Origin of the sequence: Paraburkholderia sp. UCT31, assembly GCF_014397655.1 — a bacterium.
In the GTDB taxonomy this organism is placed as follows: Bacteria; Pseudomonadota; Gammaproteobacteria; order Burkholderiales; family Burkholderiaceae; genus Paraburkholderia; species Paraburkholderia tuberum.
Genome location: NZ_VZQP01000006.1, coordinates 189,885 through 201,951 on the forward strand (window position 1 = coordinate 189,885; position 12,067 = coordinate 201,951).

9 protein-coding genes and 3 pseudogenes are annotated in these 12,067 nt (G+C 58.8%); 8 read left to right on the forward strand and 4 right to left on the reverse strand.

From position 1 onward, the window contains the following. Positions 1 to 21: 21 nt before the first annotated feature. Positions 22 to 678 (reverse strand): peroxiredoxin, encoded by a 657-nt coding sequence (locus tag F6X40_RS06780; protein ID WP_187616109.1) that lies wholly within the window; start codon positions 676 to 678, stop codon positions 22 to 24. Between the two features lie 918 nt (positions 679 to 1,596). On the opposite strand from F6X40_RS06780, the gene F6X40_RS06785 reads away from it, so the two are divergent. From F6X40_RS06785 to F6X40_RS06795, 3 genes and pseudogenes are all read left to right on the forward strand, one after another. Further along, positions 1,597 to 1,878 (forward strand): DUF4148 domain-containing protein, encoded by a 282-nt coding sequence (locus F6X40_RS06785; protein WP_187627232.1) that lies wholly within the window; start codon positions 1,597 to 1,599, stop codon positions 1,876 to 1,878. A gap of 514 nt (positions 1,879 to 2,392) precedes the next feature. Beyond that, positions 2,393 to 2,797: pseudogene (locus F6X40_RS06790) on the forward strand (hypothetical protein); the annotation flags it as partial. A 53-nt stretch (positions 2,798 to 2,850) separates the two neighbouring features. Then, positions 2,851 to 3,989 (forward strand): annotated as a pseudogene (locus F6X40_RS06795) (IS3 family transposase); the annotation flags it as partial. 1,135 nt (positions 3,990 to 5,124) lie between these two features. On the opposite strand, the gene F6X40_RS06800 reads toward F6X40_RS06795, so the two are convergent. Together F6X40_RS06800 and F6X40_RS06805 are read right to left on the reverse strand one after the other, a co-directional pair. After that, positions 5,125 to 6,090 carry a sterol desaturase family protein gene (locus F6X40_RS06800; RefSeq protein WP_184070322.1) on the reverse strand — a complete coding sequence of 322 codons (966 nt, stop codon included), beginning with the start codon at positions 6,088 to 6,090 and terminating at the stop codon, positions 5,125 to 5,127. Positions 6,091 to 6,098: 8 nt separating this feature from the next. Next, positions 6,099 to 7,115 (reverse strand): YncE family protein, encoded by a 1,017-nt coding sequence (locus F6X40_RS06805; RefSeq protein WP_260336540.1) that lies wholly within the window; start codon positions 7,113 to 7,115, stop codon positions 6,099 to 6,101. Between the two features lie 317 nt (positions 7,116 to 7,432). Here F6X40_RS06805 and F6X40_RS06810 point away from each other — a divergent pair, with 317 nt between their 5' ends. Further along, positions 7,433 to 8,743, forward strand: a complete 1,311-nt coding sequence (locus tag F6X40_RS06810) for an Nramp family divalent metal transporter (RefSeq protein WP_187627233.1) — start codon at positions 7,433 to 7,435, stop codon at positions 8,741 to 8,743. Between the two features lie 377 nt (positions 8,744 to 9,120). Here F6X40_RS06810 and F6X40_RS06815 read toward each other — a convergent pair. Beyond that, a pseudogene (locus F6X40_RS06815) lies at positions 9,121 to 9,759 on the reverse strand (alkene reductase); the annotation flags it as partial. A gap of 45 nt (positions 9,760 to 9,804) precedes the next feature. Here F6X40_RS06815 and F6X40_RS42180 point away from each other — a divergent pair. From F6X40_RS42180 to F6X40_RS06835, 4 genes are all read left to right on the forward strand, one after another. Further along, positions 9,805 to 10,206, forward strand: a complete 402-nt coding sequence (locus F6X40_RS42180) for a hypothetical protein (protein WP_262421389.1) — start codon at positions 9,805 to 9,807, stop codon at positions 10,204 to 10,206. 210 nt (positions 10,207 to 10,416) lie between these two features. After that, on the forward strand, positions 10,417 to 10,830 hold the full coding sequence (locus F6X40_RS06825) for a hypothetical protein (protein WP_187627234.1): 414 nt from the start codon (positions 10,417 to 10,419) through the stop codon (positions 10,828 to 10,830). 103 nt (positions 10,831 to 10,933) lie between these two features. Beyond that, positions 10,934 to 11,629 carry a M35 family metallo-endopeptidase gene (locus F6X40_RS06830; RefSeq protein WP_187627235.1) on the forward strand — a complete coding sequence of 232 codons (696 nt, stop codon included), beginning with the start codon at positions 10,934 to 10,936 and terminating at the stop codon, positions 11,627 to 11,629. Further along, complete coding sequence (locus F6X40_RS06835) at positions 11,619 to 12,053, forward strand: hypothetical protein (protein ID WP_184030258.1); 435 nt, start codon at positions 11,619 to 11,621, stop codon at positions 12,051 to 12,053. The genes F6X40_RS06830 and F6X40_RS06835 overlap by 11 nt, the downstream gene beginning before the upstream one ends. Positions 12,054 to 12,067: the final 14 nt, after the last annotated feature.

Here is a 12,067-nt window from a genome sequence, read left to right on the forward strand (position 1 = left end):
GCGGCCGCCGTGCCACATCTGTCAACCCGGTTGCCTGGTGGTGCGCAGATACGGTTTGATGGTCTTGAAACCAGGGAAAATCTGCTGCGCCTCGTCGTTGCTGACCGCGGACGTGATGATCACGTCTTCGCCCTGCTTCCAGTTGACCGGCGTCGCGACCTTGTGTTTGGCGGTCAGTTGGATCGAATCGAGCACGCGCAGGATTTCGTCGAAGTTGCGGCCGGTGCTCATCGGGTAGGTCAGCGTCAGCTTGATCTTCTTGTCGGGACCGATGATGAAGACCGAGCGCACGGTCGCGTTGGTCGCGGCGGTACGGCCCTCGCTGGTATCGCCCGCGTCGGCCGGCAGCATGTTGTACAGCTTGGCGATCGCGAGGTCGGTGTCGCCGATCATCGGGTATTTGACGGCGGCGCCCTGCGTTTCCTCGATGTCCGCGGCCCATTTTTCGTGGTCTTCGACCGGATCGACCGACAACCCGATCAGCTTCGCGTTGCGCCTGGTGAACTCCGGCTCGATCTTCGCCATGTAGCCCAGTTCAGTCGTGCAAACCGGCGTGAAGTCTTTTGGATGAGAGAACAGGACCGCCCATTGGTCGCCGATCCAGTCGTGGAAATCGATGGTGCCCTGCGTGGTCCGCGCGGTGAAGTTGGGCGCGGTGTCATTGATACGAAGTGACATATTGCCGTCCTGTGAAGTCGTGGTTAAGCGGAAGACCCGAGCCAGGCCTGTCTGCAACGGTCCAACACGAGCCCGGTTAATCTCGGGGATTGAAAATCACCAACGCTCACAACGATAGACGAAGCTTTCGCGGCGCATACACGCGCAGCAAGTAGGGCGTCGCCGTGCAGAAGAAGCTCGAGATCGTCGCCTGTCGGGCGAATACGAGCATTGCCGCATCGCGCAGTGAGGTATCAAATATAGCGCGTTACGCACAAGCCATGCTGACACCCATCGAAGTCAGTCCGGCTGGCCACTTCGAAACGGCTTAGGGGAATGACGTTTCCCGGTAAATCATGGACATTCGACTCGCCGGCGTGTGTTCGATAGCGCACAGATTTACCGACCCTGATTTGATCAGACCGTTCGGTCGTCCAATGCCGGGCGCTAACGCGTGGTGCCCGGCGTGGCCGTCTCGTCGTCCACGCCATGCGAGCAAGCGCGAGGCGCGTCGGAGCGTGCGGTACTGAAGCGCTTGCAACAAACGCAGCCTCCGTCCGCTCGAAAAACATCTGCTGAATGCTCGCCATGATGGCCCGGTTTGGCGGCGCAATGCGGATATTCGCGGTTGCGGCGGGTCAGTCCGCAGCGCCTGGCGAGTCAGGCGAACCCGGTTCGTCAAAGACGACTGCCAGATCGCCTTTTCATTGATAAACGGTCGGAACATGGCTGGCGGATGCCGCGCATTTTTCGGAGACGGGATAAGCGGCTTTTAAGGTTGCAGGGCGTACCTTCATATCCACGCACTGAATCCCGGGCGCCCCGTCGATGGCTATCTGTTCGCGGTCCACCTCAGCGTGAAGAACGACTCGCTTTCAATGCAGTTAGCGTGGTCCATTCGATCCATCGAAATTTGCCTATTCACCAAGGAGCCAACTTATGAAAGCACTTATCGCTCATGCGATCCTTGCAACCACAATCGCCATTCCAGCGCTCTCGTCGGCGCAGCCCCTCACTCGCTCCGAGGTGGAAGCGAACGTCATACAGGCGGAACAGAACGGCACGCTCCATCAGTCGAAAGTGCACTATCCGGACGAGAGCAGCCCGCGGCAGGCACACGCGAATAACGACTACGGTTCAGGGCCAGTAGTGAATTCGCAATCCGGACATCGCCTTTCCTTCGCAACGCCCTCAGATAACGCGCTTTTCTCGCATCACTGATGTGCTGGTGAGCGTTCGACATTCCATGCGAGCGTTTCGGTACTTCCACGCGCCTAACTTCCGGTTCTCATGCGGACGTCGCGCGTCCGATCCAACGTCGATATGAAAAAGCTAGTGCGCTCGATTGATTTCATTCTGTTGACCGCCGCGTCGGTGGGCCTCGTCATGTTTGTCGTCTGGCGAGTGGCGACGGTAAAGGGGTGGTTTTAGGCTCACGCGAAACGGTTGTCCGTTAAAGGATCGCCCTGTGGTTGGCGTTCCGAATCGACATTGCACCAATACCTCGCGGAATGAAACCTTTCGCATGCTTCGCGAATGCGGATGAGCCGCAATCAAATACTAAGGAGTTCTGCGTTCACACGTCTGCGACGCATGTGCAGCTTCGACCACCAGGTCTTCCGGGATACCTGCGAATCGCGCCACGATATCCGATACCGCGTAATCAGTCGCAACAATGCCGTAATAATTCACCCGCACAATCCGACGCCACCAACAACCACAAGAAAGTCTCGTGATGCCACATTTTCGCGTCCCTCTCCCGCTGCGCCTCACAGTGCTCGCAAGCGTGGCGGTACTAGCCGCGTGCGGTGGTAGCAATGATTCTTCTACGCCGAGCGCCTCGAACACTTCGACGACGACGGCGACGGCCTCGATCCCGGCGCCCCCTGCCGACCCCGGTTTTGTCGACAACGCCGCAATCCCCGACGTGCCCGCGTTCGTCGACACGATTGCGACTAACCAGCGCGGCGATGCGCGATATGCGACGCTCGCCACGAATGCGGGCGTGCGTGTCGTCTCGCGATTCCTCGACATCTGGCAACCGTTGACCGAGATCGTCGATGCGGGTGTCTCCGCGCCCGCCAATGGTTCCTTTCCGGCTGTCGTGCAGTCCACGTGGACAGGACTACCCAATGACGGTTGAGATTGACCCGCAAAAACGGACACCTATCCTTTTGATCAGGAGGTGTCGAAATGGGCAGGCATCGTACCCCATACCCTGTGGAATTCCGGGCCCACATGGTCGAGTTGGTGAAGGCCGGAAGAACGCCTGAGGAGCTGGCGCGCGAGTTCGAGCCGACCGAACAGACCATCAACAACTGGGTCGCGCAGTTCGATCGTGATGCGGGTGTGCGTCATGACGGGCTGACGACGGCCGAGCGGCAGGAACTCACGCGGCTACGTCGTGAGAACCGGCAACTGAAGATGGAGCGAGACATTCTCTCGCAGGCCGCGGCCTGGTTCGCGAGGGAGACGGGAGCCGTTCCGCCGAAGGGCGGTACGGATTCATGAGAGCGAACCGGGCCCGCTGGCCCATTGCCACGATGGCACGGCTGCTCAGGGTCTCCACGAGCGGCTACTACGCATGGGTGGTGCGTGAGCCATCGAAACGCTCGTGTGGCGATGCGCAACTGCTCGCGCGCATCCGCACGCTGCATGCGAGTTCGCGCGGTACGTATGGGGCACCACGTATCCATGCGCAGCTCGCGCGTGAAGGCGTACACGTCGGACGCAAGCGGGTCGCACGTCTGATGCGCATGGCCGGTTTGCGTGGTGCGAGCCGGCGGCGCTGGCCGCACACTACGCGGCAACGCGTGGGAGCACGCCGCGCTCCGGATCTGGTGCGTCGGCACTTCCGTGCCGAGGCGGCGAACGTGCTGTGGGTGGCGGACGCCACCTACATCCCGACCGGCGAGGGGTTTCTCTACCTGGCCGTTGTCCTCGACGTGTTCAGTCGCCGCATTGTGGGCTGGGCGATGTCAATTCATCTGTATGCCGAACTGATGCTGCGCGCACTGGATATGGCGTTGCTTCAGCGACGCCACGAGGGCGTCATTCTACATTCGGACCAAGGATGTCAATACACATCCATTGCATTCGGGCGGCGCTGCCGCGAAGCCGGCGTACAACCGTCGATGGGGACGGCCGGCGACGCGTACGACAACGCGATGTGCGAATCGTTCTTCGGCACGCTCGAAGCGGAACTGCTTTCGCGCGAACCCTTTGCTACCCATGAACAGGCCCGGCAGCGCATCTTCTGGTTCCTGGAGGGCTGGTACAACGTACGCCGCCTGCACAGCAGCATTGGCTATCGTTCGCCGCTTGAATTCGAGAACATCAACGTTAAAGGGCAAACCGTGTCGCCTTGCGGGTTGTCCACCGGCGGGCAGCGTCATGGTCGTGAGAGGCGACCCGCCGCCCGCCCGTGGACAACCCGCGACTCAACGCTTAACGGAGGCTAGATCACATCAAATCGCTGGCTGCAAATCCGTCCGTCGAACCGGGCCAATCTCAGGTGGAGTTGACCCGCTTTCGTGGACACCTCTCCTTTGGAACAGGAGGTGTCCATCATGGGAAACTTACCGCAGTGGCAGAAACGGGTCCGGGCGCGGCCGATCGCGTCGGACGGGTGTCGGCTAGTTTGAGACGTCTAACGGCATTACCCGAGCGACCGCTGACTCCGCGAACGCTGCCATTCAAGTGACAGACGTTGTCATCGAGATTGCGGCACTCACGGCCATACCGTAACTGTCATCGCCAACCAGATTTAGCAGGTACGTCACTGCGTCACCTGCGCTGCCCGTTCTAACACTACGGCTGCCTTGTGCCTCCGGTGATCGCGCCTGAACACCAGGGAAAGGAAGTCGAAGCGTGGGGCTGCCAGCCGCGAGGGCGCTGCTCTGTAGCTCCAGACGCCCGACGTTTGCATCGCGGGACTGCCTGGAAATCAAATGCGCCACGCCTGTCTTTGACGTTTAGCCTTCGGAGACGCGTCGTAGCAGATACACGACAATCACTGCGGAACCGCTGACAAAGATTGCCAGCCCGATCGCTTTACGCGCGAGCGTGCGAACGCGCGCGCGGGGCGTGTAACGCACAAACCAGGAACTGGTTCTGCGCAACATCATTCACTCCATGGGCGCCTTGACGGGCGCGTCGCGTCGGGGAGAGACAGCCCCCTATATTGCCGGAGCGCAGGCCGTATCGCGACGTGTATGTGCCCTGATCTTTGCTTGACAGTCTTTTCCACTTCGAACTCTTTGAACTGAGGATAGGTGGATAGAGCGGGTAGATGCCGGTATCCGGGCATTCTGAAACCGGCAACTGCAATTATCGCACCTCAGGTTCAAAGGCACAGAGCAGATGCTTTACGGTCTGCTGACAGGTTCTTTGCACCAGCCGGTCCGGACCAAATCCAGGCGCACATGAACCGGCCCGTTTGGGCATTGGCGCAATGCAGGGATGTTCTCAGGAGGAACTGCGGCGAGCCTTTGCCGGTTGCCGCCACTGTTCAAGGAAAAACTGCAAGCCGCCCAGTTGCTGTGCGATGTAGCCGCCCGTGGCCATCGATTCCGGTGCGCGCCGGTCGCCGGTAGGCGGGTACTCGGCGGAGAAGTCCGCTGTACCAAACACGACGTCCCAGATCGGGAAGACGGCGCCGTAGTTACAGGAATTGCGGCCGGCCGCGCGCAGGCCATGATGCAACCGGTGAAAGCGAGGCGAGACGATCAACCGGTCCCCGAGCCAGCCGAACGAAAGCTTGATATTGGCGTGGCTCAGGCTTTCGATGAAGCGCATGAACAGGAACAGCAGCGGAAACTGCAGCGGCGGAATACCGATCGCGAGGCCGACGATGCCGAACCAGATTGCGGCGACCAGGTCGTCAAGCAGATGGTTGCGGTCGTCCGACCAGAAACTCATCTGTCGCTGCGCATGATGCAACGCATGCAGTGCGTACCAGCTACGGTATGAGTGCGACAGGCGGTGACGCCAGTAATCGGCACAGTCCAGAATCAGCGCGTACGCGATGAAGGTAATGACCGGATGTCCGAGAAGCGGCGGTATCAACGTCTCAAGCGTTGGCGGTATGTAGCCGTGATCGACCACGAAGCCGTTCACCCACACCTGCACCTGGTAGAACAGCAGGAAACTGACGACAGGCAACACCCCGACGCGGTTGAGGATCGTATAGAACGCGTCGGTTACGACGGCTTTGCGGTCATCCCAGCGTTCGATCGGAAAGAGTGCTTCGAGCGGCCAGCAAACCGCATACGTGACGATAACCGCGAAGAGGCCATAGACGCAGATGAGCGCCCAGTCGAAGGAAAGCTCTTCCCATTGCATCCAGCCGAAGTGATACAGCAACGGCAGAACGAGATACTGGTCGATTTCACCGGCCAGCATATTGAAGAATCTGTCGAGAAATATGAGCATGATGGGCGTTAGAGCGTTTCGGCGGTAACGAGACCTGGGCGGCTCATTTCGGTGGTGAGGAAGATGCCGTGCGGCGAGCGTCCGACATTAATGGTCTCATAGTTACCGCTGGCTGGATCGAGTACGGCGACCTGCTCCCGGAAACGCAGCGTCACCCATAGCTTGCCGTCGGGGCCGACAGCAATATCATCTGGCCCCGCAGCGTGGAACGGATAGGTACGACGAAGCTCGAGGGTGGTTGGATCGAGCGCCACCAGCGAGCCGCCGATCCGGTTGCTCACGTAGAGCGTCGCGCCGTCGGGCGTAAGAAAGACATTGTGCGGGCCGACGCCGGTTTTCACCCGCCGCAGCACGTTACCCGTCACTGGATCGACTTCCGCCACATGGTCGCTGCCCATCACGCAGACCAGTACCTTGCCGTTGTGCCAGAGCACGCCGGCGGGGGTCGATCCGACGTTCGACTTCCAGCGGATCGTCAGGTTCGTCAGGTCGAATGAAACGAGCGTGCCGGACTCCTGCATCGAATTGAAGCTCCAGCGCGAGTCCGGCGAGAAGTCGAGGTGGCTCGGCATGCCGCCGGGCGAGAAGCGCTTGACGAGCGTCAGGTCGTCGGGGCGGTAGATGTCGACATAGTTGAGCCGCAGTGCATTGACGACGAGGTAGCGGAAATCCGGCGTGAAGCCAAGCTGGTACGGATCGGCGATCACCTTATGGCCAAGCGCCAAACCGGTGTGCGGGTCGACAATGAACAGTGCATTGCCGCTGGCGTCGGCAATATAGAGCTTGCTTCTGTCGCGCGAAAGCGCCCAGTGACTGGGTTCGCGCAACGTCGGCAATGTCCGGACGATCTTGTGCGACGCCATGTCGATGACCGAAACGCTGGCTTCGCCGGAATTCATTACGATAGCGAGATTGGGGGGCGCCGCGCTGGCGATACCTGAACGAAGGGCGAGGAAAGGCGACAGGCCGAGACTCAGGGGAATGGCCAGACTACGGCCAAGTACTTCGCGACGTGAAAGCTTCATGGAGGGCGTGCATGAGAGAATTAACCACTCATTCTGCTGGATGGATTCACCGTCACGCAAGGACGAATTGCGAATGGCGCTGATATGGAGCGATGCTCAACCGCTTCCTGTCAGTAGCCTAACAAATTTCAGGCGAAGCTGACGATGCGCATGCGATTTCGCCGTATTTGACCGAGCTTCCCGCGGCCCCGGGCGCGCTTTGCGCAGCACCCGCCCCGTTCATCCGCGGAGTTTGGCCGTTGTATATTGCCATCACGCGCTAAAGAACCTGGAGTAATAGCAGTGCCACGTTCGTCCAGAGAAGTCGGGAAGTGTCCATGAACAGCACTGCCGGCAAAAATACGCTCACAGATCGCACGACTGTTGCGATTCGCGATGTGCTGGCCGGCAAACGAACCGGCTTGCGCTCTGCGCTGCTGTTCGCCGGGCCCGCAGTGATTGCCTCGATCGCCTACATGGACCCAGGCAATTTCGCGACCAACATCCAGGCCGGTTCCCAGTTTGGGTACACGCTGCTGTGGGTGGTACTGATGGCCAACCTGATCGCCATGCTGTTCCAGGCGCTCTCTGCCAAACTCGGCATCGTGACGGGCCGTAATCTGGCGGAAATGTGTCGCGAGCAACTGCCGCGCAAGGCCGTCTTCGTCATGTGGTGTGTCAGCGAAGTGGCTGCGATGGCAACCGACCTGGCCGAATTCCTCGGTGGCGCAATCGGCCTCGCGTTGCTGCTCAAAATGCCGTTGATGGCCGGCATGGCGGTGACCGCCGTGGTGACATACGGCATCCTGGTGTTTGAAAAAAGCGGCTACCGGCCAATGGAGATCATCATCGGCGCGCTCGTTGCTGTGATCGGTCTGTGTTACCTGGTGGAATTGTTCATTGCGCCCGTCGCATGGGGACAGGCCGGATTGCACTCGATCTTGCCCTCAATGCAGAACCGGGAAGCGCTGACCGTTTCGGTCGGTATCGTGGGCGCCACCGTGATGCCACATGCGATCTATCTCCATTCCGGGCTGACTCAGGGCCGGACTCCGGCGAGCAACGCGAGCGAGCACCGCGCACTGCTGCGTTTTTCGAACCGGGAAGTCATCGTTGCGCTTTTCTTCGCAGGACTCGTCAACATGGCCATGGTAATCATGGCCAGCGCGGCATTCCATGCCGGCCACCGCGACGTCGCGGAAATCGAAACTGCTTACCATACGCTCACGCCGTTGCTCGGTGCGGGCGCGGCGGCGGTTTTCCTGATTTCGCTCATCAGCTCGGGGATCTCCAGCTCCGTTGTCGGCACCATGGCTGGCCAGATGATCATGCAGGGCTTCGTCGGTTTCCGGATTCCCGTCTGGGTGCGACGTCTGGTGACCATGGTGCCGGCGTTCGTGGTCGTCGGCCTCGGCGTGAATGCCACCCAGGCGCTGGTGATCAGTCAGGTCGTTCTTTCGTTTGCGTTGCCGATCCCGATGGTGGCGCTGGTGCTCTTCACTCGCCGCAAAGACATCATGGGCGAGTTCGTCAATAGACGGCTAACGGACATTGCAGCGATTGCCGCGACGGTCGTCATCCTCGCGCTGAATGCGGTGCTATTGCTTCAGTCGTTCGGCGTCAGCATTCCGGGCATGCCTGCAAGCTGATGCAGCCCACCCGGACTCTTTCGGGATGGGCCGCGCTCCCGGTGCGATGGACGGCGAAGTTTGTTCGCCAGCCATCGACTGACCGCTGGGGGACCAGAGCTCCGGCTCCAAAAACGGCTTGTCGATTCGTTCGCTTTCGTCTGCGATGCCGGTGCATGCCTAGGGACGATCGCTGCTTCCATGTTCGCCTTGAGTTGTGAAACATACGGTAAGAACGGCGTTGACCCATGGGCACCTGGCTGGCTATGCGGATGAGGTCCGAAGCGGCATCTCCTGGTGCAAGCGTACGTCGACCTGGCGGGCTTCTCCGTTGTCTGGGCTGATCGTCCCAAAGAAAGCCTCGCCGGTGCGAGGCCCGGGGGTGGCTATTTGTACGGTCAGGCAAGCGCCGGGTAATCCATGTACCCTTCTGCCCCTGGGTGATAGAACATCTCGGGCCGCGGCTCATTGAGCGATGCGTCCAATCTAAGTCGGCGCGGCAGGTCCGGGTTGGCGATGAACATCTGCCCGAAAGCAACCGCGTCGGCGTCGCCGACCGCAAGCAAACGTTCGGCGGTGTGCTTGGTCATCTTTTCGTTGGCGATATAGATGCCACCGAATGCTGCCTTCAGCGCGGGTCCGAGCCGGTCGTCTCCCAGCGCTTCACGCGCGCAGATGAAGGCAATGCGGCGTTTGCCGAGCTCGCCTGCGACATAGCCGAAGGTGGCCGCAGGGTCCGAATCGCCCATCGACTTCACGTCACCGCGCGCAGACAGATGCACGCCGACCCGGTTGGCGCCCCATATGGCGACGCACGCGTCCGTGACTTCGAGCAGCAGTCTCGCACGGTTCTCGATCGACCTACCATATGCGTCAGTGCGCTGATTGGTGGAGTCCTGCAGGAACTGGTCAAGCAGATAACCGTTGGCGCAGTGGACTTCCACGCCGTCGAACCCTGCCTTTCTGGCGTTTTCAGCGCCGTGCCGGTAGGCCGCAACCACGCCGGCGATCTCGTCGGTTTCCAGCGCGCGCGGGACCTCCCTATGTGTCCGGGCGATCTTTCACGATAACCGGGACCGCGCATGACAAAACCCACCAGGAAGCAGCAATCTCCCTACCGTCCCCCTGTAGACGCTCTCCAGTATGAACGGCTCGCGCTGGCCGCCTTCCATCTTTGCGACTGGCAGGGGCAGCAACTCCGACATCTGATTACACTTGCGACCTCGATGTTCAGGAGTCCTGCTGTGACTGCCGAGGAAAGGCACGAACACCGGAACCTGCTGGAGGTGATGATCCAGCTCGGCGAGGACTACTACGCCGCCAATCGCTGCGATCAGGAACTGTTCACGGTGCTTGCGCTCGACCCCAAGGGGCTTCCTAACCGCCAATTGACACCGCAGGACGCCGCAGCGATTCTCGCTGACGCTGCGCAGGGCGCGAACGGGAAACTGGCGGCTATGGACGCTTCGTGGTCAAAGCACTAACCGGCGTCGATCACTTACGGAAAAAAAGCGGCTCAATGCCGCTTTTTTTGTTGGACGGTGAGATTGGAAAACCGCACCTGAAAATGAGATAGAAAGAGCAATTGTGAAGATCTGTCAAAACGGTTTTATCTCGAATTAAAGTCATTGACCGTGTCGCATTTTGGATGGTTAATTCCTCGGGGTGCGTTCTGGAAAATCAGCAGAGGTCAGATGGAACAACAGAAACAGGATGAAACCGAGGGCAAGGAAGAATGCCAGCTTTGCCGTATCACCTATTCAATCTACTCAAACTTCCCGCCAATGCCGTCCGCAATGGCGCTGAACGCAGAAACCGGCGAATGGTTTCCGTTCGATAGGCTGAAGTCGTATTCAAATGGTTACGAGATGGCTGAAGCCCTCGGTTACGCATGGGCGTGCGATTGCCGGGAACGCTCCCGGAATCGTTTCGATGAACAGTTCGTACTGAGAGATCGTAAAGGCCGACCATTCGCGAACGCGCGCTATCGAGCGCGTGTTGGCCTGAACGTAGTAGCAAGTGGCGTCACGGACGCCGCAGGCCGCACACAGCGAATCAGCACCAAAGACGCGCGGCGGCTAACACTCGAAATCAGCGCGGGCGTCTGATGGGGATTCCTGTAGTGAGGGATCGAGACGCATGGAAAGACCGAACGCATCAAGACGAATGCAGTATCAAGCTTGATACTTTACATTACAGGAGAAATCCGGAATGAACGAATCTGGTGAACGCAATAAGTACGGTTTCAAGGCGAACGAAAATGAAGAATGGTTCGAGGTTCATTCTGGCGCAGTGACGAACACGAATCCGGGCTCAATGGTTTATGTGACAATTGACACTACACCAATATGCCCAAACATGACGGACGCCGAATTTCGCGCCAAGGTCATGAAGTTGCGCGACGATGCGGTTGTTTTGGTTGACAAGCGAATAGCTGCATTGAACACATGGAGTCTTTCAGAGCAAGCGCGCGTCGCCAATTGGTTTGGCACGAAGGACAATGCAACGCGCAATCTTCTGATTCAAGGATTTACCGCAGTCAATAGAGTTATGCGTGGTCTCCAACCCAAGAATTTTATTCGGCAGTCTCCTGAGCTTGACCGTGTTCTTGGGTGTTTGCCCCATCCGGTCAGCAGTGGTTCTGCTGCGCACGTTTGCGCCCCTGATACAGCCACGCATACCATTAGTATTCACGAGGTCTTTTGCGAAACCCGTGATTTCACGTCAGGAGGGGATTCGAAGCTGTCAACGATCATTCATGAGTGCACGCACTTTACGGACACTTTTTGGAGCAAAGATTGGAAATATACGATCACAAGATTCTTGGCAACCTGGGGGCAAGAAAATCCGCAGCAAGCAATTAATAATGCAGATAGCCTGGCGGGATACGTCGTATATGAATATTAAATTGGGTGCCTTGGCATTTGGGCTGCTGTCTATCAGCGCACAAGCATGCAATACATCTCAGAACCTTCCGGGTCAAAATATCGATTTGTATTTTGAAAGAAACTCGACGCAGGTATCGGCGGATCAAATTTTAAAATTGGCAAATTGGGCCATCGACATGCGCCTTAAGTATCCTATTCAAGAGGTACTGTCCATTGGTGGAGTGGCTGAGGCAAGCGAAAAAGAGCCTAAGCAGTTGGCAATGCAACGTGCGGACACAGCAAAGGCAATGCTGATGCAGTTTGGTCTTACTCAAGTTCCATACGACGTCCGCGCTGGAATATACAAGCCCCTTGAGCATTTCGTCGAGCCGCCTGAAAAGGTCCGACGTGTGGAGATTGAACTGTCCCCCGGTTGTCCTAATAATTGCTGCGACGGAAAGTGAAGCGAGCACGTCCC